The sequence below is a fragment of the Bacteroides mucinivorans genome (assembly GCF_034654355.2).
Lineage (GTDB): Bacteria > Bacteroidota > Bacteroidia > Bacteroidales > Bacteroidaceae > Bacteroides > Bacteroides nordii.
Genome location: NZ_CP178179.1, coordinates 4153821 through 4180172, shown reverse-complemented (window position 1 = coordinate 4180172; position 26352 = coordinate 4153821). Strand labels below are relative to the sequence as shown.

Genomic DNA, 26352 nt, shown 5'->3' with positions numbered 1-26352 from the left:
AGCCACGAGGAACGATAGAAGTGATTAGTGGTTGATAGAGTAGGATTTTCATCTTAGTCTGGTAGGGTATTGTTTCTTGAAAAATGAGAGAAAAGAGATAACTAATTGATTTATAAAGTTAATAACAAATAAAAAAGTATTCAATTATTAGGAATACAACATAGAAGTATGAATAGAAAATCAATTTTATCTTTATTGTTTTTGTTCTTTTGCACCTTCGGTGTGCAGGCAGAAGAATATGAAACGACCTCGCCTAACGGCACGTTGAAAATAAAGCTACGGGTAGATAATGGTACGACCTATGAGGTATGGCATGGCGATAAGCAGTTGATCGCTCCCTCATCCATAGGATTGAATCTTTCTAACGGAACAATTGTGGGAGGAGGAACGGTAAAAAGTACAACGACCAATCATGTGGATCAAACAATTGATGTTGTAGCCGGAAAAAATAAAACTCTGAGAGAGGCTTATAATGAGCTGTTAATATCATTTAATGAAAACTATGACCTTTTGGTGAGGGCTTACGATGAGGGAATAGCGTATCGCTTTATCACCCGTCTGGGTGGAGAGATTATTATCAATAGTGAAGATGCTGTGTTCAATTTTACTTCAACCCCGACAATCTATTTCCCGGAGTGCGATACTAATTATTCCGGAGAAAAAGATCAGCAAGGGAAAGTACACCAGATTCATCAGGGATATAGAAATTTTGAACGGCTCTATAAAACTTATAATGCACCGACTGATATCACGAACAATCGCTTTTCTGTATCTCCCGTACTGTTTTCGTATCCTGATACTCCTTACAAGATTGTTGTAACGGAATCTGACACATATGATTATCCGGGATTGTATATGGAGCAAAACGGCGTGAATTCCATGCGTGGAAAGTGGGCTCAATACCCTAAAGAGGTTATGGATTCTGATCCTTCAAATTCCAGCTACTGGTATTCTAATCATCTGGTTATTTCAAGAGAAAACTATATTGCAAAAACAGAAGGAAGCCGCACATTCCCCTGGAGAGTTATTATTGTTTCTGATGATGACAAATCTCTGCTTAACAATGAATTGGTGTATATGTTGGCAGAACCTTGCCGTTTGACGGATACTTCTTGGATACAGCCGGGTAAAAGTGCTTGGGAATGGTGGCACAAAGCCGTTTTAGAAGGAGTCGATTTTCCATCAGGAAATAAGAATCTGTCTTTTCAATTATATAAATATTATGTTGATTGGGCTTCTCAGCATGGTATTGAATATATGACACTTGATGCCGGTTGGTCTGAAGATTATATACGTACATTATGCCTTTATGCTAAACAGAAGAATGTGAAAATTTTGGTTTGGACATGGGCAAGTTGTGTTAGAGAGAATCCGCAGGACTGGATTAAGAAGATGAAAGACTATGGTGTTTCCGGAGCAAAGATCGATTTCTTTGAACGCAGTGATCAGATTGCTATGCGTTGGGGACGGGAGTTTGCACAACGCCTGGCAGACAATCAAATGGTTGCCCTGTTCCATGGTTGTCCGGTTCCAACCGGGATCAATCGTACTTATCCCAACATCCTGAATTTTGAGGCTGTCCGTGGTGCTGAGTGTAATTTCTGGGAAAGCACTCTGACGCCTGAATATCATACACAATTTCCTTTTATACGTTCATTGGCTGGTCCCGAAGATTATACTCCGGGGTCTATGAGAAATGTAACTCAGGAGGAGTTCAAACCTATTGACAAGGACAACACTCCACCAATGAGTATGGGTACCAGAGCTCACGAACTGTCAATGTATGTCATCTATGACCAGTGGGTGGGATATTTATGTGACTCTCCAACAGAATACAATAAATATCCGGATATACTTAGTTTCTTGTCAACAGTTCCTACAATCTGGGATAAAACAGTACCATTGGATGCCAAATTGGGAGATTATATTCTGATGGCTAAACAAAAGGGAAAAGACTGGTATGTAGGTGGTATGACCGATTGGACTCCAAGAACGGTAGAAATTGATTTCAGTTTTCTGGAAGCTGGTGCCTCTTATCAGGCTGACATCTTTAAGGATGTTCCTGCATCGGGTGAACAGCCCAAAGAGTATGTTTGTGAAAAGATGGAAATCACTAAAGATACTAAACTTTCTATCAACATGGCCAAAGGAGGCGGTTTTGCCATTCGCTTGCTCCATTCCTCCGGTTCGGGTATTGCAAAGGTCAATCAGGAGAATCCTCTCACTGTGTATGTGGAGAAAGAATCCGATACGCTTCATGTAAAGACAAAGAAAATAATTGAGGCAGTGAAAATAAACAATATCTCCGGACAGGTTTTATTTGCGAAGAATTTTAAGGATGGTTCTTATTCTGAGCAGATAGATCTTTCGGGCTTCAATAGAGGAGTATATGTAGTTTCTGTGAAGACAGAAGCTGCATTGGCCTCGACAACTTTTATCTATTAATGAAAAACAAATGTATTATGAAAAACGTAGAAATTTTTAGATGCACATGTGCATTGGTCGGACTTGCCTGTACCTCTGCTTTTGCTCAGGTGAAACATGCTTCATTTTCTGAGATCATTAATCCTGTTGTAGTAGACGGTGGAACAGAGAGTATTCCTATGGTGTATGAAGCTGCTGCTGCCTGGGGAGATTATAACAACGATGGTTTTCTGGATGTGATTATAGCCGGTGTAACTTCACAAGGAGAGCAAACATTACTTTATAAAAATAAAGGCGGAAAGCAATTTGAGCAAGTTGCGCATAATTTTCCGGGTTTGAGGACATCCAGTGCCACCTGGTTCGACTATAATAATGATGGAAATCTGGATTTGTTTCTGGCCGGAAAGAAAAGTAATGGAGAATACTATGCTGGTTTATGGAAAAATAAAGGAGGAGATGCCGGTTTTGAAGAGGTCTTTACAGGGCTATTCCCTTTGATTAATAACGGAAAGGAAAATCGTTCTAACCGATATGTAGTAGCTGCTGATTATGACGGTGACGGCTGGACGGATCTTTATATTCAGGGGCGTACAAGCGAAGGTGACAAGAATACCGGAATCTCATACTTATACAGAAATGTAAATGGGGAGAATTTTGAACGTATTGACAAGCCGGTAAAAAACAAAATGGGTAGCAGTGCGGCTAAACCCTTTGTTCAGTTATCTGGTGGTGGGGCTGCCTGGGCTGACTATGATGGTGATGGATTCTTGGATCTGATTGTTTCGGGTGAAGGAATTGACGTTGACAAGTATGATGCCGACTATGGTTATCATGGCAGTTATAATGGTGCAGTCTACAAAAACAATGGTGATGGAACTTTTGCCGAACCCATTGAATTTGAAGGTATAGAAGAAGGCAATCCTGTCTGGATTGATTATAATAATGATGGAAAACAGGATTTTATGGTTCCCGGAGTTAGATGGGACGAAGCTGTGAGCTGGAACTGGCGCGGTGACGTGTATATCAATTCAGTAGGAGGATTTACCAAATATGGTGCTGCTACAACGGGGTTGCCAAATAGCAGACAGGCGCTTTCTGTCGATGCAGGAGATGTTAACAATGACGGTTTTAGCGATATCCTGTATATGAATGCTACAGAGGAGACTGATATGGTTTATTTGAACAATGGAGGCAAACTGGATGCTCCTATGTTTACTGCTTCTCCGTTAGTGTATGCTGGTGCAAAAGCACAAAGGGGTGGAACAGCCAATCTGGTAGATTTTGACAATGATGGTAATTTGGATGCATTTCTTGTGGGTTATGGTGATGTGGGAGGATCACATACCCGCCTGATGAAGAATAATTTAGGCGAAGGAATTACTGCAAATAAGGCTCCCGGTGCACCTACCAATTTGAAAGCAGTGTCGGGTTCCAATGGCATTGTAATGTTCTCATGGGATGCCCCGGCTGATGATGTAACTCCGGCCAGTGCTCTGAAATATAATTTGTATATCAAGCAGGGAGATGTTATCAGAATGACAATTCCGGCTGATATTACTACCGGACGGTTGAAAGTAGCCGAAGTTTCCGGATTAATCAGCAAGAGAGTGTTATATAAGGTAACAGGACTGACTGGCGAGTATACATGGGGAGTACAAGCGGTTGATAATGCTAAAGTAGGTGGCCCATTTGCTATTTTTGGTGCAGGAACCGGAATAACAAACGAACCGGAGAAGACCTCTGTAAAGGTTATGAGCGAGGGAGACGCCATCCGTATTACTGCTGCCAGTGATCTGAACGGTATAATCAATGTTTATTCCATGGATGGAGGTAATGTATATTCAGAATCAGTATCATTGAATAATACAACTGTAAATCTGCCGAAAGGGATTTATCTTGTAAAGATTACATTAGCTAATGAAACAATAACAGAAAAGGTGATTGTTTGGTAAAAGGATAACGAACAGGGTAAGAAGGCTATCGGATATTTCGGTAGCCTTTTTTTGTATTTCACTGCAGAGTATGCAGGGGCTTAATTATTTAAAATGAACTATATAATTACTCAGTGTGCTCTGTGGTGGATTGATTACTTAATCCTTCCATATATCCCTACGTTTACTTATTTTTTTTAACTTTGCCCAAAAAGAAGTCCTGTTTTTTAAAAAGAACATATTAAAACTGACCGACGAAGAGCTATTACATCAGTATGCCACGTCTGGTAAAACAGAATATTTTGGTGAACTTTACAACCGATATATTCCGTTATTATATGGTCTTTGTCTCAAGTATCTGACCGACGAAGCACGTGCACAGGATGCAGTAATGCAACTTTTTGAAGATCTGCTTCCCAAAGTACCCCATTATGAAATAAAGGTTTTCAAACCCTGGCTATATCGGGTAGCAAAGAACCACTGTCTACAAATACTGAGAAAAGAAAATAAAGAAATTCCTCTCGATTATACGATTAACCTTGTGGAATCTGATGAATTTCTGCATCTTTTATCTGAAGAAGATACTTCGGAAGAACAACTAAATGCCCTGAAGCATTGTCTTGAAAAGCTTCCCGAATTTCAGCGTATCAGCATCATGCATTTTTTTATGGAAGAAATGTCTTATGCCGATATTGTAGAGCAAACGGGCTTTACACTGAATAACGTGAAAAGCTATATCCAGAATGGAAAACGTAATTTAAAGATTTGTATAAAGAACCAGACCCAATGAAGCTATTAGACTACATACGAGGAACCCGCAAAGGAAAAGAAGCTCATCGCCTGCAAAAGGAAGCGATGCGAGATCCTTTTCTTGCCGACGCTATGGATGGTTACGACGGCGCAGGGGAAAGTCAGGAGCAACAGATAGAGTTACTTCGCCGCCGGATTACAATGAGGGTGAAAAGGAAGCAGAATCATGCTTTTGCCTGGAGTGTGGCTGCCAGTCTCCTGTTAGGTGTTTGTTTGGGTGGTTATTTCCTGTTCCAAAAAGATAAATTACCGGAAGAAACTCTCATGGCTCTGGAACAATTGCAACGGGATACTATTTTGCAAACGCCTTCACAGATACCTGCTGAGGCAGAGGTGAAGTTGGCGAAGACACTGAAAAAGGATTCGATGAGTCCACTCATCAGTCAGGAACGAAAAGTGAAACCAGCTGTTACTGCCAAAACCATTGCTCCCGAAGTGAAAGAGCAATCTGCGGTAGAAGTAGAGATGAGTGTGGCCCTTTCAGAAGAATTAAAACTGGCTGATACTACAATCGCTGCAGACGATAATAATCTTGCCCGGAAGTTGCAGGATAGGGTAGAAGGCCTAAAGGTCGGTGGGATAAAAGGACGTGTGACTGATGAAAACGGAGAACCTCTTATGGGAGCTAATATTCTTGTAAAAGGAACCGTTAAGGGTACGGTTTCGGATGTAAATGGAAACTTTACATTAGATACAGACGGAAACAAAGAGATTGCGGTCAACTATATCGGTTATGAACCGATAACTCTTCCTGCAGATACCGGCAAAGAAATGTTGATTGCCATGAATGAAAGCAAAGAGGCATTAAATGAAGTTGTGGTAGTGGGGTATGGCACTGAAAGAAAAAAGAATCTCACAGGTTCGGTAGTAAGTGTTGAGCCATTGACCATGCCGGAGCCTGTTCCTGTGATAGGGTTCAAAGCATATAAGAAGTACCTGAAAAAGAATAGGATCCGTCCGACAGATGAAGAATGCGCAAAGGCAAAAGGGGAAGTAGTACTGACTTTCCGTGTGGATAAAAAGGGCCGTCCGGTGAATATAAAAATAAAGAACAGTCTATGTGCTTCTGCTGATAAAGAAGCAATACGTCTTGTAGAAGACGGGCCGGACTGGTTGGCGGGAGATAAAGAAGTAACACTGAATATTAAATTCTAAAGAAAGTGTTTTGGAAGAACTGGAAAAGATTCCATCATTCGAGGCTGTTTTATAATCAGAGCATAAAAAAAGAGCTCTCAACTCGTGAAAACTCTTTTCCATTTAGTAGAGAATATCGAAATATCCCCTATCGTTGTCATCCAGGTCTCGCGATTGACTGGGAAGTATTATTCAACTTAGTTCCAAGTTCTGATAAAGCCAAGAATAATGTATTTAATTCATCGGAAGTAAAGTCAACCAATTTGCCATTTATCATATTGCATAGAAGGTATTTGTATGCCAATGGCAGGGTAAGAAAAGGCTATTATTTAGTCTTAATGAATCCAATCGGGTTACGTGGTCTTTCGTCCCACGCCTTTTTGGTTTGCAGTTCTGCCAGTGTTTGGTTGATTAGCTCTATTTGCATCCGGGTATCGTCGTTGATGTCATTGTAGTCGGCAAAAACTTCTTCGAGGTATTGTTTGAGTTCTTTAACTTCCACCTGTAACTCTGAAATACGGTCTACCGGAGGATTGGCTATCAATTGGCGGACAGCAATAAAGGCGCGTATAATCTGTATGTTTACATCTATTGCAATGTTACTGTTGAGTACGGAAGAGAGTTGGGCGACACCATGTTCGGTGAATGCGTAGGGCATATACCGGGTACCTCCCCTCTTTGAGGTGCTAATTCTGCACCTCAAATCTTCCCATTCTTCCTTAGTCAGTTCAAACATGAAATTGCTGGGGAAGCGACGGAGGTTGTTTTTTACAGAGAACGTTTCAAATACTTTGTCTCTGTATCGTACATCTCTGCCAAATCGAAGTCCAACATCACCTTCTGACCTCGTATCTCGTATATTTTATTTTGAATAATTAGTAATTCATCCATGTCCTATTTTATTTTTTGTATCACAAAAGTAGAGTTAATTCTTCATTTCTCCTATATTATTACCATCCTTTTTCTCTTGTCGAACAACATCCGGCGCAAATGTTACCAACGCTCCTTTTCCGTCTCCCGTCCTCTTCCACCTCCGTTTTCCTGTCAACTTCCGCATTGTTATTATAACTATACCCTAACCACTCAAACTCAAACATAGAACAAAAAATTACCTCCTGACGCATCATTTTCCTATTTTGCACCCGTCCAATACGGTGTGTTACCCTCTTTTCGTACGTCCGTTCCTTCCTTCTCGAAATACATGGCCTTCCGTTGAACCCTTGCGAAGTGGATGAAACTAATGAGTATGGATTATGCTTTTACCGTCCGACCTTTGCCCGACCTATAAACGAAAAATAGCCGTAAGTCAAAAAACTTACAGCTATTTAATCATGCACGGGAGGAGAGGCTCGAACTCCCGACACCCGGTTTTGGAGACCGGTGCTCTACCAACTGAGCTACTCCCGTGTTTGCGGGTGCAAAGGTAGAATAATCTTCCGAATCTGCAAGTACTTCTGCAAAGAAGTTTTCAACTATTTTAGTTTTTCCCATTCATCGGGTTTGAATCCCACTAATACAAAATGATCAGTCACTACCAATGGACGTTTCACCAGTTTACCATTGGAAGCCAGCAAGGCTATCTGTTCTTCTTCGCTCATTGTGGTAAGCTTCTCTTTGAGATTCAGCTCTTTATAGACCAGTCCGCTGGTGTTGAAAAACTTTTTTACCGGCAGTCCACTAAGTGGAATCCATGCTTTCAGCTCTTCTACGGTGGGGTTGTTTTCTACGATGAGACGGTTGGTGTACTCAATATTATTTTCAGTCAGCCACTTTTTTGCCTTTTGGCAAGTGCTACACGCTGGGTATTGCAAAAAGATTGGTTTCATATTTCTATTATTTTAAAGCATTTGTAAATCTTGGTACATGATACGGTAAGCAGCTGCTTTCTTATCCAATGCTAATGGGTAAGCACGGGAAGAAGAGGGCATCCGGTAGAGCCGTATCGGGCGGTTTTCAAACACAAACTCAGAAAAGTCGCCTACTTTGGGTTCCTCTACATTGAATTGCATGCGGAGGGTATCTGTAGCCTTTTGCCCGGTGGTTACGATGGCTTTGCATTCCGGTAATTGTCGGAGCATAGCAGCTATGTCAGTAGACTGAACCACCTCTAAGAATTTGTCGGAAGCATTATCCTGCAAACGTCGTATGGCAGAAGCTGTATCGAATAAGGCAATCCCCTTTTTATTGAGAAAATCAATGATTTGTTCACGACAAAAAGCTTTCTTTGACTCATTCAGAAAATGATCTTTGTTGTCAAAGAACAGGAGTCCCACAATTCTCCACATATCATTGTTTAAATTTGGATAATAAAAATCCATAGACCATCTTTTCTTTTGTGGCGGAAAACTGCCCAGCATTAACAATTTTGCATGCGGAGGTAAAAACGGTTCCAGGGGATGATTTTCTATCTCTATTTCCATATTTACAGTTTATTTGCAACAAAAATAGTGATAATACCTATTTCTGAGAACTCTTTTGTTTAAACGTTACCTAAAAAATATTTTTTTAGAATTTATTGTGTACTTTTGTATAAGCACAATCTATTTGAAATGAACATGTTACTTACTAAAAGGACTCTTTTATACCTGTTTTTAATGCTCTTACCTCCTTTGGGAATAGAAGAGTGTAATGCTATTAATATAGAATATGATAAACACACAGACCAGTTTTCTTCAAGAAAAAAGATAAAAGGACACGTCGTCGATTCCAAAGGAGAAATTTTGATTGGAGCTACTGTAAAAGTGAAAGGGGAGCCCGATGGAACCATTACTAATGCAGAGGGTGAATTTTCTTTAGTAGTAGAACAGGATGCTGTTCTGCAAATTTCCTTTGTGGGATGTGAGACTAAGGAAGTGCCTGTACGAGGACAAACTGAATTTGAGATACTACTCAAAGAAGATGCCGTGATGCTTGATCCTATTATTGTCACTGCACTTGGCATTGAAAAGAAGGAATCTTCTCTCTCATATTCGGCTATGCAGCTCAAAAGTGATGAACTGAACCGGGTGAAGGACCCTAATATGATTACTGCACTGGCAGGAAAAGCAGCAGGTGTGCAAATTAGTAAGAATTCCTCAGGACCGGGTGCATCAGCTAAGGTCAGTATTCGTGGTATACGTTCTGTAGTCAGTGATAATCAGCCTTTATATGTAATAGATGGTGTTCCGATGCTCAACTCTACTTCCGAACAAGCCTATTCGGCTATTGGAGGTACAGCCAATGCCGGCAATCGTGACGGAGGCGACGGCATTTCTAATCTGAATCCCGAGGATGTAGAGAGTATAACGATTCTGAAAGGTGCTCCGGCTGCAGCTTTATATGGTAGTCAGGCTGCTAATGGGGTAATATTGATAACCACTAAAAAAGGTAGCGAGTCCGGAGTTCATAAAGTATCTTTCTCTACCAGCCTGACCGTTGATAATGCTTTTAGTCTTCCTGAAATGCAAAACCGCTATGGGGTGAGTGATGATGTAGATAGCTGGGGAGCAAAGGCCGAACTGCCGGATCAGGACAACCTGAAGAATTTCTTTCGTACCGGTTTTACTTCCATTACTTCTATATCTGTGAGCCATGGAAACGAGAAGTTACAAAATTATTTCTCTTATGCCAATACCAGCGGAAGGGGCATTATAGATAAAAATCAGCTTTCCAAACACAATCTGAATTTCCGCGAAACCTCCTCTTTGTTCAATGGCCGGTTGAAACTGGATGGCAGTGTGAATGTGATGCGCCAGGTAGTAAAGAACAAACCTGTTACCGGAGGTTTTTATATGAATCCCCTGGTGGGATTGTATCGCTTTCCTCGTGGCGAAGATCTGTCTTATTATAAAGATCATTTTGAAGTATATGATGAAGATCGTAAGCTCAATGTACAGAATTGGCATACGTCTTTTGAAGATTTTGAGCAAAACCCTTATTGGATTGTCAATCGTATCCAGAGTAAAGACACCCGTTCCAGAATTATTACGTCTTTGTCTGCTCGTGTGAAGGTGAATGACTGGCTCGATATCCAGGCACGTGGTACTATGGATTACGCAAATGACAAATTGCGGCAGAAGTTTTATGCTTCTACAGCTCCGGCATTGGCGGGAGTGAATGGTCGCTATATTGAAATGGATTATCAGGAGGTACTGCTTTATGGAGATGTGATGGCAACGGCAAAGAAGAAGTGGGGTGACATCTCACTGGATGCCGCTATGGGTGCCAGCATTAATGACAAGATCGTAAATTCTGTCCGTTACGACTCTAAGACGGCTTCCTTGAAGTTTCCCAATGTCTTTAATCTGGCCAATATTATTATGAACGGTTCGGCCAGCCTCGATCAGAAGATTGATGCTCACAGGCAGTTGCAGTCGGTATTTGCTACAGCACAGGTGGGATACAGAGAGAGCCTTTTTGTAGATGTGACCGCCCGTAATGACTGGGCTTCTACTCTGGCTTACACCCGGCATGAGCGGACGGGGTTTTTCTATCCCTCTGTTGGTGCTTCTCTTATTCTGAATAAACTGATAGCTTTGCCGGAATGGGTTTCTTTTGGTAAAGTGCGCGGTACATACAGTAAAGTGGGTAATGATATCCCACTGTTTATCACCAATCCGGTTTCACACGTTACTGCCGGCGGTGAAGTGCAGGCCAGTGATGCGGCTCCTTTTAAAGAGATGGAGCCTGAAATGACATACTCTGTGGAAGTAGGTACCGAGTGGCGTTTCCTTAGTAATCGTCTGGGCATTAATGCCACTTATTACCGTACCAATACTCGCAATCAATTCTTCAAGCTGCCGGCTTTATCCGGAGATAAATATGCCTATCGGTATGTCAATGCCGGTAATATACAGAATGAGGGCTGGGAGCTGACACTGGATGCCGCACCTGTGATGAAGCGGGACTTCATCTGGAAAACAACACTCAATTTCTCTTCCAATAAGAACCGGATTATCGAACTGCATGAACAGTTAAAGGAGTTTGTTTACGGTCCTACCAGTTTTTCGTCGAGTTATGCCATGAAGTTAGTGAAAGGTGGTTCTATCGGCGATATTTACGGAAAAGCTTTTGTTCGTGATGGCAGTGGAAATATCGTTTACGAGGCCGGGGGCGAAAATAAAGGATTGCCTCAGGTTGAGGGAGACGGAAATACGGTGAAGGTAGGCAATGCCAATCCTCTCTTTTCGATGGGGTGGAGCCATACTCTTTCTTACAAAGGGGTCAGCCTTTATTTTTTGATAGACTGCCGGTATGGTGGAGATATTCTTTCACAAACCCAGGCCGATATGGATATGTATGGAGTTTCCAAAACTACGGCCGACGCCAGGGACGATGGATATATCGTGCTGGAGGGACATCGTGTAGAGAATGTAAAGGGATTCTACAAGAACGTAGTTGGCGGACGTGCGGGTGTGACGGAATACTATATGTATGATGCCACAAACGTGCGTCTGCGAGAACTTTCTCTAAACTATCAGTTGCCTGCCGGATGGATAGCTAAAACGAAAGTTTTCAAAGATATACAGCTCTCTTTTGTAGGGCGCAATCTTTTTTTTATTTACAAGAAAGCGCCTTTTGATCCCGATCTGGTACTTTCTACCGGAAATGATAACCAGGGAATCGAAGTCTATGGAATGCCCACGACACGTAGTTGGGGATTCAGTATTAAATGTGAATTTTAAAGCAGGGGAGGGGTAAAATGATGAAAAAGAATATGATTCTTCTGTCTTTGTTTATAGGGTCGATACTGATATCCTGTACTTCCCAATTCAGAGAGTACAATACCGATTTGGCAGGCATTACCGATGAAGATTTGAAAGCGGATAACAATGATCATGGTATTCGTCTGGGCATTATTCAGCAGGGTATTTATTTTAATTATGATTATGGCAAAGGCAAGAACTGGCCCTTTCAATTGACGCAGAATCTTAATGCTGATATGTTCTGTGGATATATGCACGATGCCAAGCCCCTGAATGGAGGTAGCCATAATTCCGATTATAATATGCAGGACGGTTGGAATAGTGCGATGTGGGGACATACGTATGCTTATATCTTTCCTCAGATTTATCAGTCGGAAATCCATACCCGTACAGGGCAGCCGGCATTCTTTGGTATTACAAAGATTCTGAAAGTAGAGGTGATGCATCGTGTGACAGATTATTATGGCCCTGTAGTATATACCAATTTTGCAAATCCGGAAAACAATTATCAGCCCGATACGCAGGAGGAAGTATATGATGAGTTCTTCCATGAACTGGATACGGCGGTTACCGTTCTTTCTGATTACATAGAACGAATGCCGGAAGCTGCAGAGTTTGCCCGTTTTGATATTCTGCTTGATGGGAAATATAGCTCCTGGATTAAGTTTGCCAACTCTTTGCGGATGAGGCTTGCCATGCGTTTAGCTGTGGTGAGTCCGTTGAAAGCCCGCTCGGAGTTCTTGAAAGCTTTAGATAATGCGTATGGCGTTTTTGAGTATGCTACCGAATTGGCGTCTGTCTCTACCGGTAGTGGATACTCCAATCCACTTGGTGAACTCAACCGTGTGTGGAATGAGACTTATATGAATGCCTCTATAGAATCTATAATGAATGGTTACGTTGACCCCCGGCGGGAATTTTATTTTGAACATTGTACGGCTCCGGATTTAAAGGGAGAGTATCGCGGCATTCGTCAGGGGACTTGTTTTGCCCACAATCGTTATAACACTTTGTCGAAGCTGACGGTAGATCAGTCTACAGATGCGGTTTTAATGACTGCCGCCGAGGTGTGGTTTCTTCGTGCGGAGGCGGCATTGCGTGGCTGGACATCAGAGGATGCGGGAGAATGCTATAAGCAAGGAGTGGCTTCCTCTTTCCGCCAGTACAATCTGACTGCGACAGACGATTATCTGAACAGTGATAATCGGGCTGCTGATTTTGTTGATACGTATGATCCCGATAATAATATAAAGGCTCGTTGTCAGGTGTCTCCACGCTGGATAGAAAGTGCAGATCGGGAGGTTAAACTGGAAAAGATCATTACTCAAAAATGGTTGGCTATGTTTCCCGAAGGTTGTGAGGCATGGGCAGAACAGCGTCGGACAGGTTATCCGCGTCTTTTCCCTGTAAGATTTAATAATAGCCGGAATCATTGTATTGATACGGAAACAATGGTTCGTCGTCTGAACTTTCCCGGTTCATTAGAGACGGAGGACGGAGAACAATACCGTAAGTTAGTGGATGCGTTGGGCGGAGAAGACAATGGAGGTACGCGTCTTTGGTGGGATACCGGGCGTAATTGGTAAGTTAGTTTGTTATGACTATGAAAGAATATTGCCATTTATAGTGGATAACCTTCGGAGCCCATTGCTCCGGAGGTTTTTTATTTTTGTAGTTGGGTAGCTTATCCTTCTACTTCCAGATTACTCATTCTGTCAGTGGTTTGAAACTCAAACTCCGGATATTCGTATAAACTAAACCGGGGCTCTGTTTCACCTTCTGTGTAGCTCCATATGCTGGCGTAGTCTTCGGGATCTTCTCCCATCTTACCCAATTGTCTTAGATAAGCGGCAAGCGATTTATTTTCTACAATATAAATTTCTCCCATTTTATCGATGATCGGACTATGGTGGCGTGTGCGGTCATGGTCGAAGCGGAGAATACGTTTTCCGTCTTCAGTAAGACCTACCATGTTGAACGTCATACTCTTGCCTATGGCAGGGAGGTTGAGTACACTTCGGTCGGTAGCCAGGAAAGGCAGGTGGTGTTTCCTCATGAAGCGACGGATACGAGTTGCTGTGTCTTCTCCTTTTTCGAGTAGGGTGTACAGTTCTGTAGCTTGCTCCGGTGTCAGCTGACCGTATATCTTTTCTTCATGCTGTTCCTGCAAGGAGCGGCTGTTGGGGGTAAATACAGCGTAGTTTTCATTGAAGCCTTTCACTGAGAAGGTATAATAACAAACGACTCCAAGGGAGTTGAGTATCTGACGCAGTCTTGTTGTATGTCCTCGCCGGGAAGCTGCTACGGTATAAACTAACTGGTTGGTGATAAGCCACCCGGCAGAAAGTATCTTGCTGATGGCTTCCCGTGCTTCCGGAGTGACCTCCAATGGTGTCTGGAAGTGTGTTTGGATGATGAATTGCTTCACACCAATAGCTGAAGCCTTTTCTTTAAACTCACGAAGAATCTCAACGAGCTCGTCATTGATACGCATCGGAAGATAGGCTGGCAAGCGCGAACCGAGACGTACACGTTGTAGTTCGGCATACTTTTCTCCCTCCGGACGTTCCTGATTAGCTTTCCGTTTGCGGGCGGCCATCCGGTATACAGCTTCCAGAATGTTTCGTAATGTTTTGTTTTGGCTCATTAGTGCATCTCCACCTGTGATAAGGATATCACGCAGTTGCGTGTCTTCTTCGAAATAACTCATCAGGCGGCGTAGCTTTTTATCCCAGGATTCTTTGGGGCGCAGGCTGTCGAATTCAAAATTCAGACGCTCGCTCTGGAAATCGTACATACGCTGGCAAGAAGCACACAATCCGCCGCAAGCCCGTCCCATGGTATCCGGTATCAGGATAGCAACTTCCGGATAACGGCGATGAATATTGTGCCCGTCCGGAAGTAACCATCCGGCTGCATTGGGCTTTCCGGCTTCTACTATGTCTTCTTTTTCCCAGGCACGGATATTGCCATATGTCTCTACCAGACGGGGGGAATAAAGAATATAACTGCGGATTGCTTCGTCATTGTATCCGTCTCCGGTAATATCAAGTAGTGATAGGTAATAAGGAGTAGCAAAGAAGGGCATTCCTTTTTTACGTGCACGCGAAAGCAGATACATCGTTTCGCTGGAAAGTGAATTTCCCAGTAGGCGGTTTAATTCGGAAGGGCTTTTTATGGCCATTGACAAGTGAAAACGGAAGTCGTTCCACCATTGGCTGACGAGTTGATACTTCTCGTCATAGCTCAGTCCTTCGTCAAATTTGAAACGGGTGGAACCGGATTTACGGTTTTCAATCTTCTGTATCAGTACGTGCAGCATTCGTTCTTTGTTTTGTGCACGGAGTTCCATGACTTCTTCATCCAGTCCGGTGACCCAGCGTTCGGTACGGCTTTTTATCCGTTGTGGAGAGGGGAGGGGCATTTCGGGGGCATCCAGTCTTTTGAAGAGATAGAATAAGTCTATGAATAAGTCTGTTACCAGATCTGTATTTTCCAGTTGCCCGATGAGAAACTGGTGGAGTACTGAAAGAGTCTGTACAGGCATGTCCTGTCCTGTGGAGAGTTCGTGGATATTTGTTCCGTCGTAATTGATAAGGAGTCGAATTTGCTTACCCGGGTTACTTTCAGCTTGCGGATGGAGTGACAGGAATCTTTCGAGGCTGTTTCTAAAGTCTTTATCGTTAATACTTTGACCGGCCAGTTGGCAGAGTTCCGGTAACTCCTGTTGGTATAGTTGTTTCAGTTGTGAAAGAGTGAGGGTTAGCATTTTCTTTTGTTTCATAAGCGATTTTTCTTTTATTGGTGGTCAATATGTCAATGTACATGCACCAAACATCTACGCTAAATATTCCCGGATAAATCGGTATATTTAACGAAACGAGTCATTTATTGGCGCATTATTAGGCATAAATATACAAAAAAAAGCGGAAGTACGTGACTTCCGCTTTTCTATAGCTGCATTCTTTTACGATTATTTTTTGTTTCGTAACATTTATGCTTTGACATCTTCGTTCTTACGTTTAGGCTCTTTCTTGGCCAATAAGATAATGTTATAGACATATTCTGTCATCCATTGTTCGGAGTAGCCGAGACGTTCTTTGTACTGTCGTACGGAAGTCGCTGTTTTGTGTACGTCATCTGCTTTCCATACTGTTTTGGTACACACATCGTGTACGGTTTTTGCTGTCATGTTGCGAAGCGTCTTTTTAAATACAGACGGCATACGGAATTTCCACTGCATAAGGTTACCCATTAACATCATCAGGTCATTAGAGAAACCCTGATACATAAATAAATAGGCCTGTATGTCGTTTTGTGTACGGCAGTTCTTTTTTATTGAAGAATCGATTTCTTTGAAAAATGATTCGCTGATTCCATAATCTTCCATTAACATTTTACGGGCTGCTGCTTTTTCGCCTAATCCCAGTTTTCCTCCCTGAGTGGGTATTTTGAACAGGCGTTTGAATTGCGCTACATCCGGGAGAAAACGGATATTGGTGATACCAAGACTTACAGCAATTACCGATTGGAAATATACGCGTGTCAATGACACGAAATCTTCTACATTACCTACAGCCTTTCCGTCGGCTTCGGCTTTTTTCTTGAATAAGTTAGCAAATATGCTCATATATATTAATTATAAATTTTGAATTATGAATTCGAGTTTGCGATTGCAAAAGTACTAAATAAGTTGATTTACACCAACTATTACATCATTCATCACTTAAAATTCGTAATTAAACCGTCTACCAACATTCAATATCCTTTTCTATATCTTTCATCTTATCTATTTCAGTCTGAAGTAAAATTTATGATTCTCAAATATCGGTTCTATTATATCAAACCGGATAAATTTAGCCAGCAAATGTTCGGCAGCACGACGCGGGATATTTGCCAGGCGGCAGTATCGATTTAATGAAAGTGAGGTGTTCGCTTCGAGCAGATCAAGCAACAGTTGCTCCCGTTCGGTGTATTGTATCAGTTCTCCTACCGGATTATCACTTTGTTCCCATACACGCAGATGTACCGGAGTAGCCAGTATATTTTCATCTTTTATACGAATATAAGCCAGTGGTTTGCCGGTTTCATCTTTTGCATATACCGGCTTTTGGGCACTTTCATCTATTTGTACCACTAATATAGAACGTCCTTCGGCATGAAATGTTTGCATGGAGTAGTGAACTTCGGGCAGACAGTAGAGTTGAGCCGCTGCTTCTATCATATATTTCTCTTCGTCTGAACGTACACCGGCTATTTTTCCATTGTCCTTAACGCCGATGAGTAAACGCCCGCCATCGGTATTGGAAAAGGCCGACAATGTTCTGGCTATTTTGCGGGCATCCGAAATTTCAAATTTAAAATCCTGTTGCTGGTGCTCTCCCTCAGCTATTAAAATATGTATGTATTCGGTATCTGTAAGTGGTTTCATGGCTGCAAAAGTAAAGAAAAAAGCCGAAACCGCCTTTTTTAGATGATTTTTCGCGGATTATTTCAAAAAAAATATTGTTTTTATGTGTTTATTTCGGGAAAGAATGTATTTTTGCCAATCATTATTAACGAAGAAAATATAAAAAGGATCATGAAAGAATTAGTAGAAAAAATCGCAGCTCTTGTAGCTGATTTCAACAAGGATGCAAATGCACAGATCGAAAACGGTAATAAAGCTGCTGGAACACGTGCACGTAAGGCTTCATTGGAAATTGAAAAAGCAATGAAAGAATTCCGTAAAGTGTCTTTGGAAGAATCAAAAAAGTAATTTTTTGAATAAAGAGAAATGCGAAGCCAGACCTTGTGAGGACTGGCTTTTTTATTTTATAGCTGTTGGGAGTGGGCGTTTATGACTGAAATTCACCACAGAGTCGCACAGAGTTCCACTGAGTGTTATTTATCTGATTAAAAAAAATAATTAAAACTCCGTGTCACTCTGTGAGACTCTGTGGTGAACTATATTCAGAGTTGTGTTTCAATTAACCACCGCTTGCCGTACCTCCCCCTGCGGGAAGCAGTTTCAGATATTCGCCATACCCTTCTTCTTTCATCTTTTCTTTGGGGATGAAACGCAGGGAAGCACTGTTGATACAATAACGTAGCCCTCCTTTATCTGCAGGACCGTCTGTGAAAACATGTCCTAAATGTGCATCTCCGGTCTTGCTGCGTACCTCTATACGTCTCATGCCATGAGAGGTATCCATGTTTTCCTTCACCAATGTTTTATCTATTGGTTTTGTGAAACTGGGCCAACCACATCCTGAATCAAATTTATCAGTAGATATAAACAATGGTTCGCCGGTAGTGATATCTACATAGATACCGGGTCGTTTCTCATCCCAATATTCATTATGAAAGGCTGGCTCGGTAGCACTTTTTTGTGTTACGGCATATTGCTCGTTGGTGAGCTTGGCACGAAGTGTGGCGTCATCCGGTTTCTTGTAAACAGGTTTTGCTGTCGTTTTGGGAGCATTCGCTTTTTTGGCCAGTCCAAACAAAGCCGGGTCGATATGGCAATACCCTCCCGGATTTTTATCCAGATAATCCTGGTGATAATCTTCTGCCTGATAAAAGTTGGATAATGGTTTTATTTCAATAGCGAGTGGCTTTGAATAGTTCTTTGCCAATGCTTCTACAGCAGTTTGTATAATCGGCAGATCAGCTTTATCCGTGTAATAAATACCTGTACGATACTGTGATCCGCGATCGTTTCCCTGCCGGTTGACACTGGTGGGGTCTATTGTTTTAAAGTATAAATCTATTAGTAAAGGAAGCTCTACTTCCTGTGGATTATAGGTTACCTTTACCGTTTCGGCGAAATTGGTATTTCCGCTACACACCTGTTGGTATGTGGGGTTGGCAATATTTCCGTTTGCATAACCTGCCTGAGTGCTCTCTACACCCCTGATTTGTTTCAGAAAATGTTCTGTACCCCAGAAACAACCACCGGCAAAATATATTTCCTTTTGATCTTTCATATTGTTATTCTCCTGTTTTTTGAGTTTAGTACTCTGCACGCTCTGTGCATTACCTGTCAGCGAACAGCCCATGAAGAGCAGTATAGTTATAACGATTGTTTTCATACTTTTCATATAGTATATAACAAAATAGTGGTGTGTTTCACTTGTATCATTCAACTCTTTTTTAGTTATTTCACTATATCTTCTCTTTATTATGCTTATTTTTGGCACAAACTATCTTCAATTTTGCAGCAGATATAAATAAAAGCAGATATGGCTAAGCAACAATTCAATAAACTCATCTGGCTGGTAGATACGATCTATCGGAGCGGGCGCATTACGTTTGCTGAGATCAATCGTCGCTGGCGGGCAGGAGATAGTACTCGTACGGATATTCCTTTGCGTACTTTTCATAATCACCGGCAGGCTATCGAAGAGATGTTCGACATTAATATAGAATGTGATAAGTGTACAAATACTTATTATATAGCTGATGCCGAGGGAATGTTGGGAGATAAGCTCAAAATGTGGTTGCTCAACAGCTTTTCATTAAACAATATTTTGCAGGAAAATGTGGATATGAAGAACCGGATTGTTTTTGAGGAGGCTCCTTTGGGACTGCAATATATGGATGTCATAATAGATGCTATGAGGGCAGGGTTTGTGCTTCACATGGAGTATCAGGCTTATAACTGGGGGCAACCGAAAGAGGTTTGTCTGGAACCTTACTTCCTGAAACTGTTCCGTCATCGCTGGTATCTGATAGGAGTCAACCGGAAGTATGAAGCTTTCCGTTCTTATTCTTTAGATAGGATTAAGTCGGTAAGGACAGGGAATGATACGTTCCGCTTTCCCCGGAAATTCACTCCACAGGATTATTTTCAGAATTGTTTCGGTATCATTCGTGATGAGGCACAACAACCGCAACGTACTGTTTTGCGGGTTGTTGCCGAGCAGGCTCCTTATCTGCGTAACCTACCTTTGCATCCCAGTCAGCAAGAGATAATAACGACAGATACTTATACTGATTTTGAAATGTATATATCGCATACTTATGATTTTATTCAGGAGTTGTTGTCTAAAGGATCGACGGTGGAGGTTCTTGAACCTCAAAGTTTGCGTGATTTGATGAAGGCTGAAATAGAAAAGATGCAAAAATTGTACTGATTATGAATGCAAACGTACTCGAAAAGCTGAGGATATTGGCGGAGTCTGCCAAATATGATGTGTCTTGTGCTTCCAGTGGAACAGTGCGTGCCAACAAACCGGGAATGCTTGGTAATACTGTAGGAGGGTGGGGGATATGCCATAGTTTTGCCGAAGACGGGCGATGCATCTCTTTATTGAAGGTAATGCTTACCAATTATTGTATTTATGATTGTGCCTATTGTATCAACCGGCGTAGTAATGACTTGCCACGTGCTACTCTTTCTGTTTCTGAGTTGGTTGACTTGACCATTGAGTTTTATCGCCGTAATTATATAGAGGGTTTATTTCTTAGTTCGGGGGTTGTACGCAATCCCGATTATACGATGGAACGTCTGGTACGGGTAGCCAAAGACCTGCGTGAAGTGCATCGATTCAATGGATATATCCATTTGAAAAGTATCCCCGGAGCCAGTCGTGAACTGGTGACTGAAGCCGGACGTTATGCTGATCGTTTGAGTGTGAATGTTGAAATACCTAAAGAAGAGAATTTAAAGTTGCTTGCTCCGGAGAAAGACCATAAGAGTGTATTTGCTCCTATGTTGTATATTCAACAGGGGGTACTGGAAAGTAGTGAAGAACGGAAGAAATTCAGGTATGCCCCTCGTTTTGCCCCAGCGGGGCAGAGTACACAGATGATAGTTGGAGCTACTGCTGAAACAGATAAAGACATTCTCTTCCTCTCTTCTGCTTTGTATCAGCGTCCCACCATGAAACGGGTTTATTATTCCGGTTATGTTTCCGTCAATACCTATGATACCCGTTTGCCGGCTTTGAAACAACCACCTCTTGTCCGTGAAAACCGGTTGTATCAGGCAGACTGGTTAATGCGATTTTATCAGTTTAAAGTTGATGAAATTGTAGATGATGCTTATCCTGATCTTGATCTTGAAATAGATCCGAAGCTTTCGTGGGCATTGCGTCATCCCGAACAGTTTCCGATAGACATAAACAGGGCAGATTATGAAATGATACTTCGTGTACCGGGCATTGGAGTAAAGTCTGCAAAGTTGATTATTGCTTCGCGGCGTTATTCAAAGTTAGGATTCTATCAGCTTAAAAAGATAGGTGTAGTGATGAAGAAGGCGCAGTATTTTATTACTTGTAGTGAGCTTCCGATGAAGACTGTCAATGAAATGACCCCACATACTGTGCGTAGCCTGTTGCTTCCCAAACCCAGGAAGAAGATAGATGAGAATCAACTGACATTTACTTTTTCTGATTAACTCTGATTACAAACCGGCCTATGAATTTATTTATATATGATAAAACTTTTGAAGGTTTACTGACAGCTGTTTTTGATGCTTATTATCGTAAAACTTTTCCGGATATGTTACTGTCCGAAGGAGATACTTTACCTCTGTTTTATAATGAATCTTTTACTGTACATACCGATGAAGAGAAATCCGGACGTGTGTGGCGTGGATTACAAAAGAAACTCTCGGTTTCTGCTCTGTCATCTATTACCTGGTGCTGGCTTTCAGAACTTCCGGAGGTAGACATGTTGCTGTTCCGCTATATTCGTAAAGCAATTGATGCACCCCGTTCCATTGAAACTAATTTTGGAGACCCGGATGTACTGGAACTTGCAAAAATATGGAAAAAGGTAGATTGGGAGCGGCTACGTATGCTTCAGTTCGTTCGTTTTCAGAAGGCTGTGGATGGTACTTTTTTTGCTGCTTTTGAACCTCAGCATAATGCGTTACCACTTACCATAGAGCACTTCAGAGATCGTTTTGCCGATCAGAAGTGGTTGATCTATGATATGAAGCGCCGTTACGGTTTTTATTATGACCTGAAAACCGTAGAAGAGATTACTTTTGATGATGATAGTAGTGCTTCCCATCTCATTACCGGTATGTTGGACGAGAGCCTGATGGATAAGGATGAAAAACTTTTTCAGCAGCTATGGAAAACTTATTTTAAATCTATTACGATAAAAGAACGGCTCAACCCGAGGAAGCACAAACAAGATATGCCGGTACGTTACTGGAAGTATCTGACAGAAAAGCAAAAGTAGTTTTACTCTATTCTTTCTACTGTCACTTCCGGAAATTCCTGTATAAGTGACAACAGATGTCCTTCGTCATAGTTACGTTTCGATTTTATTACCATTGTCACTTGGTAGAGAGATGCTTCTCCGTGTCCTATGGTATCCATCTGATAGGATACAATCCGGTAATCTTTGGAGTTGAACTTATCTGCAATTAACTTTAGTATATTCTTGTTTTCTGTAGAGAAAGTGATCATGGAGCTTTTCATGCCTACACTTTTGAATATATAACTCAGTGCTTCGAGCCCGACGAGTGTTAGCAACATTGCAGCAATTCCTATCACATACATACCTGCACCTACAGCCAGACCGATTCCTGCTGTAGCCCATAATCCGGCGGCAGTGGTCAGCCCCCGCACTATTTGCTTCTGAAAAATAATGGTACCGGCACCGATAAAACCAATTCCACTGACTACCTGTGCTGCTACACGACTTGGATCCAGAGTAACACTACTCTCTTTTATAATATCCTGAAAGCCATATTGAGAAACAATCATTATCAAAGCGCTGCCCAGCGATACAAGAAAGTGGGTACGATAACCTGCTTCTTTGGCACGATACTCTCTGTCCAGTCCGATGATGGCACCCAATATACCGGCTACTAACAATCTTAATACAAAATCAAAATTTAATGCCATACTTTTACTCTCCTTTCTGTTTTCAAGTACGCTCTCTGATGTTTATGTATAACCATCTTTACAGGCTCTTAAAGATACAACTGTTTTCTCTTTCGTTGTCATTTATTTAGTGTTATTTTAGAGTTCAGGATGAGTTTTTGTGATAAAGAGGTCATTTACTGTAGATTTTATAGTATTTGATTATCTGTTATACTTAAAATCAGTATCTTCGCAAAGAGAATATATGTATTCTATGCTGAACCGGGCTTTAAGGCATATAAATCTATAATTAAGGCATATGAACAAACAAGAAGAAGACATCTTAGAATCCATGACGCAGAAGGTTGTTAAATATGGAGATGCTGAAGAAGGTAGAAATACTGGCACTTTGGTCGGTTTTGTCTTATTGAATACCAAAGAGTGTGATTTTGAAAGAATAAAAAAGAACCTGAAGGTCGACTGGAAAGATGTTGATTGGGGAAAAGTTACTAAAGAAGGATCCGCACTGGTGTTTGAGGTTGATGATATGATGCTTTGTCTTAGCTATTTTGATGCTCCGGTTCCCGATAAAGAAGCTGAGTATAATGCCGAAAACAACTATCTGTGGCCGGAAGCTGTTGAAGTGACGAAAACACATGTGGCCCAACTGTGTATAGCTGTACTGAGGCGGAATGTGCCTGTCGTTGAAGCGGGGGAACTGTTTGTTAAAGGAGCCTCTTCTTGTTTGAAGCTGGAGAATGCAATTGGTTTTTACGCTTCGGGTACTGTGTTTGAGCCAGGGTTTTATATAGAAGCGTCAACTGTAATGAAAGAGGATACGTTGCCCATTCTGAACTGGATTTATTTTGGTTTTACAAGAGGAAAACAGGGGCCGGGTATTTATACGTATGGGATGACTGCCTTTGGTAAAGACGAATTGGAAATATTAGATAGTAGAATGAGTCCGGAAGAGTTAAGTGAGTTTTTGTATGATGTAGTATATTATATTTTAGAAAGTGATGTAACTCTGAGAGATGGTGAAACGATTGGAATGTCTGAAGAACAAAAGCTGGCTATAACTCGTTCGGAAGGAGTGTCGGTAGATGGTTTCAGTCTGAAAATTGCTCTTGAGTAAAATTTAAACAGGCTATTGGTGTAGCTGGGTTTACACGATTGATTATGAAGAAAAGAATTATTTATGCCCTCTGTTTTCTCGCGATACTGATAATAGAAATTATTATTGGCGTATATGTTCACGATACCTTTGTTCGTCCTTATGTGGGTGATATTCTGGTAGTCGTACTGATTTATTGTTTTATTCGGATCTTTATTCCCCGGTCTTTGCGCTGGTTACCGGTATATGTTTTTGCATTTGCTTGTTTTATTGAAATACTTCAGTTCTTCCAGCTTGCAGATGTGATGGGGTTATCTGAAAACGGATTGGCTAGAATTGTACTTGGATCAACTTTCGATTGGAAAGATATTCTTTGTTATGCGATAGGTTGTCTGGCACTTTTGCTGATAGAGTATATTGAACGTAGGATAGTACGGCACAGAAGAGAGACCCAATCGCTCATTGGTTATAAGAACCGGACTCACTGGTATCTTTAGGTGTACTTTTCTCTTTGTAAAGTGGATATCCGCAATGTTTGCAGTATACAGCATTTTCATCGTGTCCCGTTTTATGACAATTGGGACATTGTATATCTTTCAGCTTCTTATATTCTTTCATCATTGAAACGGACACAATGCCGGTTGGTACGGCGATGATAGTGTAACCAATCAGCATAACGCAAGCAGAGAGCAACTTACCCAAAGGTGTAACCGGAGTAATATCTCCATATCCTACTGTGGTCATAGTGACAATAGCCCAGTAGATGCTATTGGGTATATTGTTGAATTGTGTATCCGGCTGAGTACCTTCAATCATATACATCAGTGTGCCGATAGAGATCACAAGTATTACTACAAAAAGAAAGAACACTGCTATTTTCTTACTGCTCTCTTTGAGTGAAGTGAGCAATCGTTCTCCTTCCATCCAGAAAGTGAAAAGCTTGAATATACGAAACACCCGAATAATACGGAATGCCCGGATAACCAGTAGATAACGTGCTCCCGGCAGGAAAAAGGCAAGATATAGTGGTAGGGTTGCCAATAGGTCGATGATACCGAAGAAACTGAAAATGTACTTTTTAGGTTGTGGTGAACAGTAAATACGCGTAACGTATTCGAAAGTAAAGAAAGCCGTAAACAGATATTCGAATATAATAAACGGAGTTGAAAGCCAGGAAGGAATTCCTTGCAGACTTTCGAGAATGGCCAATAGAATACTGAGTGCAATACATACAATGAGCGCCACATCGAACATTTTTCCTGCTGGAGTATCCGATTCAAAGATGATAACATATAACTTATGTTTCAGTGGCTTATTATGTAAAAAACGTGTAAATCGCTCTCTTACTGTCATAATTTAACAATATAAACTTTCCATTGTTTACCGCACTTCCCCGTACGGAAAGCACAGCGTTAATCAATTACCCATTTGGGATTGTGCGGAATTGTTTTTTTAGGATTGTAGTTCATTCCCTCTTGCGTGGGTAGATGTAGAACGTATGTACGACCTGTTTTGTTTCTCAGTGAATGCTCACGCAACCAGGGATTTGCATCACGCAATTGTGCATAGGTGAGTCCGTTCTTTTGGGCATACTCGTCCAGGTTGTCTATGGCACTGGTGATAGTCACTTTCTTGTATGGAATAGGTGGATACAAGTGTTCCCGTTTTAGCAAGAAACCAAAGCGTTGCGGATTGCTGAATATCTCTTTGGCTGCCAGTAGACGGAACATATATCGGGAAGTTTCTTCCACCAGCCAAAGGTCCATGGCATGATCTGCAAGTTGCTTGTCCAACTGCGACGAAATACGTCCCTGCCCTGCATTATAGGCCGCAGAAACAGCCATCCAGTCACCGTATTTGGCATAAGCCTGTTTGAAATACTTGCATGCGGCAATGGTTGCTTTTTCGATGTTGTAACGTTCGTCGATGTTATCGTTCACCTCCAGTCCAAATTCACGTCCGGTGGCAGGCATGAATTGCCATAATCCGGCTGCCCCTGACGGAGAACGGGCAATGGGGTTGAGGCTGCTTTCAATCACCATGAGGTATTTGAAGTCATCGGGGATACCATTGGCTTTTAAGATAGGCTCGACGATCGGGAAATAGCGGTTGGCGCGTTTCAACATTAACATGGTAGTGGAGTGCATATAGGTGAAAGACATCATTTCACGATCCATACGCTCGCGGCGGTCATAGCGGCGAAGGTCAATTGTTTCACCGTCAAAGGTAGCCTGTTCAGGAACACTGGGAGGGCTGACACAATAGGGTACTTCAGACTTCACAGAGTGTGGTTCTGTCAGTTGTGTACTACCAATGAGAATAGGCAAGGTTGCACCGGCACAAAGTGCCAGCATGATACTTAATATTTGAGTAATACGAGTTGACTTCATAATTAATAATTAAAATAAATATGCCAATGTGCCAATTACCATTCGGCATATCTTCGTAAA

General features: G+C 41.7%; 22 protein-coding genes, 1 tRNA gene and 1 pseudogene. 12 read left to right on the top strand and 12 right to left on the bottom strand.

Annotation, left to right across the window (positions count from 1 at the left end; translation table 11 throughout):
* Positions 1-168 precede the first annotated feature (168 nt).
* The 4 genes from VCM39_RS16010 to VCM39_RS15995 all read left to right on the top strand — a co-directional run bounded on the left by VCM39_RS16010 (position 169) and on the right by VCM39_RS15995 (position 6320).
* Entirely contained in the window at positions 169-2445 is a 2277-nt protein-coding gene (locus VCM39_RS16010; RefSeq protein ID WP_322932856.1) for a glycoside hydrolase family 97 protein, read from the top strand.
* Between the two features lie 17 nt (positions 2446-2462).
* Positions 2463-4376, top strand: a complete 1914-nt coding sequence (locus VCM39_RS16005) for an FG-GAP-like repeat-containing protein (protein ID WP_322932857.1) — start codon at positions 2463-2465, stop codon at positions 4374-4376.
* Positions 4377-4575: 199 nt separating this feature from the next.
* Positions 4576-5145: an RNA polymerase sigma factor gene (locus VCM39_RS16000; RefSeq protein ID WP_025867424.1), complete on the top strand. Its 570-nt coding sequence runs from the start codon at positions 4576-4578 to the stop codon at positions 5143-5145.
* A complete protein-coding gene (locus tag VCM39_RS15995; RefSeq protein WP_322932858.1) occupies positions 5142-6320 on the top strand; it encodes an energy transducer TonB in 1179 nt (392 codons plus the stop codon). The genes VCM39_RS16000 and VCM39_RS15995 overlap by 4 nt, the downstream gene beginning before the upstream one ends.
* Positions 6321-6624: 304 nt before the next feature.
* Here the strand turns inward: VCM39_RS15995 and VCM39_RS15990 are convergent.
* The 5 genes and pseudogenes from VCM39_RS15990 to VCM39_RS15970 all read right to left on the bottom strand — a co-directional run bounded on the left by VCM39_RS15990 (position 6625) and on the right by VCM39_RS15970 (position 8719).
* Positions 6625-7190: pseudogene (locus tag VCM39_RS15990) on the bottom strand (ORF6N domain-containing protein).
* Between the two features lie 34 nt (positions 7191-7224).
* A complete protein-coding gene (locus VCM39_RS15985; RefSeq protein ID WP_322932861.1) occupies positions 7225-7356 on the bottom strand; it encodes a hypothetical protein in 132 nt (43 codons plus the stop codon).
* A gap of 277 nt (positions 7357-7633) precedes the next feature.
* Positions 7634-7706, bottom strand: a tRNA-Trp gene (locus tag VCM39_RS15980).
* A gap of 65 nt (positions 7707-7771) precedes the next feature.
* Entirely contained in the window at positions 7772-8125 is a 354-nt protein-coding gene (locus VCM39_RS15975) for an arsenate reductase family protein (protein WP_322932862.1), read from the bottom strand.
* A gap of 12 nt (positions 8126-8137) precedes the next feature.
* A complete protein-coding gene (locus VCM39_RS15970) occupies positions 8138-8719 on the bottom strand; it encodes a uracil-DNA glycosylase family protein (RefSeq protein ID WP_322932863.1) in 582 nt (193 codons plus the stop codon).
* A gap of 135 nt (positions 8720-8854) precedes the next feature.
* Here VCM39_RS15970 and VCM39_RS15965 point away from each other — a divergent pair, with 135 nt between their 5' ends.
* Positions 8855-11962, top strand: coding sequence for a SusC/RagA family TonB-linked outer membrane protein (locus tag VCM39_RS15965; RefSeq protein ID WP_323673980.1), 3108 nt, complete (start codon positions 8855-8857; stop codon positions 11960-11962).
* A 20-nt stretch (positions 11963-11982) separates the two neighbouring features.
* A complete protein-coding gene (locus VCM39_RS15960) occupies positions 11983-13569 on the top strand; it encodes a SusD/RagB family nutrient-binding outer membrane lipoprotein (RefSeq protein ID WP_323673985.1) in 1587 nt (528 codons plus the stop codon).
* A 98-nt stretch (positions 13570-13667) separates the two neighbouring features.
* On the opposite strand, the gene VCM39_RS15955 is transcribed toward VCM39_RS15960, so the two are convergent.
* The 3 genes from VCM39_RS15955 to VCM39_RS15945 all read right to left on the bottom strand — a co-directional run bounded on the left by VCM39_RS15955 (position 13668) and on the right by VCM39_RS15945 (position 17414).
* Positions 13668-15767 (bottom strand): KamA family radical SAM protein, encoded by a 2100-nt coding sequence (locus VCM39_RS15955; RefSeq protein WP_289293299.1) that lies wholly within the window; start codon positions 15765-15767, stop codon positions 13668-13670.
* Positions 15768-15977: 210 nt separating this feature from the next.
* Entirely contained in the window at positions 15978-16613 is a 636-nt protein-coding gene (locus tag VCM39_RS15950; RefSeq protein ID WP_002562153.1) for a hypothetical protein, read from the bottom strand.
* Between the two features lie 159 nt (positions 16614-16772).
* Positions 16773-17414 (bottom strand): helix-turn-helix domain-containing protein, encoded by a 642-nt coding sequence (locus VCM39_RS15945; RefSeq protein WP_195450231.1) that lies wholly within the window; start codon positions 17412-17414, stop codon positions 16773-16775.
* A 150-nt stretch (positions 17415-17564) separates the two neighbouring features.
* Between VCM39_RS15945 and VCM39_RS15940 the strand changes: the two genes are divergently transcribed.
* On the top strand, positions 17565-17741 hold the full coding sequence (locus VCM39_RS15940) for a histone H1 (RefSeq protein WP_002562150.1): 177 nt from the start codon (positions 17565-17567) through the stop codon (positions 17739-17741).
* A gap of 211 nt (positions 17742-17952) precedes the next feature.
* Here the strand turns inward: VCM39_RS15940 and msrB are convergent, their stop codons facing one another.
* On the bottom strand, positions 17953-19056 hold the full coding sequence (msrB, locus tag VCM39_RS15935) for a peptide-methionine (R)-S-oxide reductase MsrB (RefSeq protein ID WP_322932866.1): 1104 nt from the start codon (positions 19054-19056) through the stop codon (positions 17953-17955).
* A gap of 150 nt (positions 19057-19206) precedes the next feature.
* Between msrB and VCM39_RS15930 the strand changes: the two genes are divergently transcribed.
* Genes VCM39_RS15930 through VCM39_RS15920 form a run of 3 tightly spaced genes read left to right on the top strand, consistent with a single transcriptional unit; the run spans position 19207 to position 22159 of the window.
* A complete protein-coding gene (locus VCM39_RS15930) occupies positions 19207-20100 on the top strand; it encodes a helix-turn-helix transcriptional regulator (RefSeq protein WP_221648663.1) in 894 nt (297 codons plus the stop codon).
* Positions 20101-20102: 2 nt separating this feature from the next.
* Positions 20103-21365 carry a putative DNA modification/repair radical SAM protein gene (locus VCM39_RS15925; protein WP_221648662.1) on the top strand — a complete coding sequence of 421 codons (1263 nt, stop codon included), beginning with the start codon at positions 20103-20105 and terminating at the stop codon, positions 21363-21365.
* Between the two features lie 20 nt (positions 21366-21385).
* Complete coding sequence (locus tag VCM39_RS15920) at positions 21386-22159, top strand: TIGR03915 family putative DNA repair protein (protein ID WP_221648661.1); 774 nt, start codon at positions 21386-21388, stop codon at positions 22157-22159.
* Between the two features lie 2 nt (positions 22160-22161).
* Here the strand turns inward: VCM39_RS15920 and VCM39_RS15915 are convergent, their stop codons facing one another.
* Positions 22162-22830 carry an MgtC/SapB family protein gene (locus VCM39_RS15915; RefSeq protein WP_195351169.1) on the bottom strand — a complete coding sequence of 223 codons (669 nt, stop codon included), beginning with the start codon at positions 22828-22830 and terminating at the stop codon, positions 22162-22164.
* A gap of 277 nt (positions 22831-23107) precedes the next feature.
* On the opposite strand from VCM39_RS15915, the gene VCM39_RS15910 reads away from it, so the two are divergent.
* Positions 23108-23923 (top strand): DUF4261 domain-containing protein, encoded by an 816-nt coding sequence (locus tag VCM39_RS15910; protein ID WP_289293298.1) that lies wholly within the window; start codon positions 23108-23110, stop codon positions 23921-23923.
* Positions 23924-23967: 44 nt separating this feature from the next.
* Positions 23968-24399 (top strand): DUF2809 domain-containing protein, encoded by a 432-nt coding sequence (locus tag VCM39_RS15905; protein WP_221648659.1) that lies wholly within the window; start codon positions 23968-23970, stop codon positions 24397-24399.
* Here the strand turns inward: VCM39_RS15905 and VCM39_RS15900 are convergent.
* Entirely contained in the window at positions 24362-25255 is an 894-nt protein-coding gene (locus tag VCM39_RS15900) for an ion transporter (protein ID WP_221648658.1), read from the bottom strand. The genes VCM39_RS15905 and VCM39_RS15900 overlap by 38 nt on opposite strands.
* Before the next feature lie 59 nt (positions 25256-25314).
* Positions 25315-26292, bottom strand: a complete 978-nt coding sequence (locus tag VCM39_RS15895; protein ID WP_221648657.1) for a lytic transglycosylase domain-containing protein — start codon at positions 26290-26292, stop codon at positions 25315-25317.
* Positions 26293-26352 lie beyond the last annotated feature (60 nt).

Excerpts from the sequence above, each read along its gene's own strand:
- VCM39_RS15945 (WP_195450231.1), bottom strand. The coding sequence starts at position 17,414 with ATGAAACCACTTACAGATACCGAATACATACATATTTTAATAGCTGAG.
- VCM39_RS15955 (WP_289293299.1), bottom strand. The coding sequence starts at position 15,767 with ATGAAACAAAAGAAAATGCTAACCCTCACTCTTTCACAACTGAAACAA.
- VCM39_RS15985 (WP_322932861.1), bottom strand. The coding sequence starts at position 7,356 with ATGCGGAAGTTGACAGGAAAACGGAGGTGGAAGAGGACGGGAGACGGA.
- VCM39_RS15925 (WP_221648662.1), top strand. The coding sequence starts at position 20,103 with ATGAATGCAAACGTACTCGAAAAGCTGAGGATATTGGCGGAGTCTGCC.
- VCM39_RS16005 (WP_322932857.1), top strand. The coding sequence starts at position 2,463 with ATGAAAAACGTAGAAATTTTTAGATGCACATGTGCATTGGTCGGACTT.
- VCM39_RS15915 (WP_195351169.1), bottom strand. The coding sequence starts at position 22,830 with ATGGCATTAAATTTTGATTTTGTATTAAGATTGTTAGTAGCCGGTATA.
- VCM39_RS15930 (WP_221648663.1), top strand. The coding sequence starts at position 19,207 with ATGGCTAAGCAACAATTCAATAAACTCATCTGGCTGGTAGATACGATC.
- VCM39_RS15975 (WP_322932862.1), bottom strand. The coding sequence starts at position 8,125 with ATGAAACCAATCTTTTTGCAATACCCAGCGTGTAGCACTTGCCAAAAG.
- VCM39_RS15965 (WP_323673980.1), top strand. The coding sequence starts at position 8,855 with ATGTTACTTACTAAAAGGACTCTTTTATACCTGTTTTTAATGCTCTTA.
- msrB (WP_322932866.1), bottom strand. The coding sequence starts at position 19,056 with ATGAAAACAATCGTTATAACTATACTGCTCTTCATGGGCTGTTCGCTG.
- VCM39_RS15970 (WP_322932863.1), bottom strand. The coding sequence starts at position 8,719 with ATGGAAATAGAGATAGAAAATCATCCCCTGGAACCGTTTTTACCTCCG.
- VCM39_RS15940 (WP_002562150.1), top strand. The coding sequence starts at position 17,565 with ATGAAAGAATTAGTAGAAAAAATCGCAGCTCTTGTAGCTGATTTCAAC.
- VCM39_RS15960 (WP_323673985.1), top strand. The coding sequence starts at position 11,983 with ATGAAAAAGAATATGATTCTTCTGTCTTTGTTTATAGGGTCGATACTG.
- VCM39_RS15995 (WP_322932858.1), top strand. The coding sequence starts at position 5,142 with ATGAAGCTATTAGACTACATACGAGGAACCCGCAAAGGAAAAGAAGCT.
- VCM39_RS15920 (WP_221648661.1), top strand. The coding sequence starts at position 21,386 with ATGAATTTATTTATATATGATAAAACTTTTGAAGGTTTACTGACAGCT.
- VCM39_RS15950 (WP_002562153.1), bottom strand. The coding sequence starts at position 16,613 with ATGAGCATATTTGCTAACTTATTCAAGAAAAAAGCCGAAGCCGACGGA.
- VCM39_RS15900 (WP_221648658.1), bottom strand. The coding sequence starts at position 25,255 with ATGACAGTAAGAGAGCGATTTACACGTTTTTTACATAATAAGCCACTG.
- VCM39_RS16010 (WP_322932856.1), top strand. The coding sequence starts at position 169 with ATGAATAGAAAATCAATTTTATCTTTATTGTTTTTGTTCTTTTGCACC.
- VCM39_RS15910 (WP_289293298.1), top strand. The coding sequence starts at position 23,108 with ATGAACAAACAAGAAGAAGACATCTTAGAATCCATGACGCAGAAGGTT.
- VCM39_RS15905 (WP_221648659.1), top strand. The coding sequence starts at position 23,968 with ATGAAGAAAAGAATTATTTATGCCCTCTGTTTTCTCGCGATACTGATA.
- VCM39_RS15895 (WP_221648657.1), bottom strand. The coding sequence starts at position 26,292 with ATGAAGTCAACTCGTATTACTCAAATATTAAGTATCATGCTGGCACTT.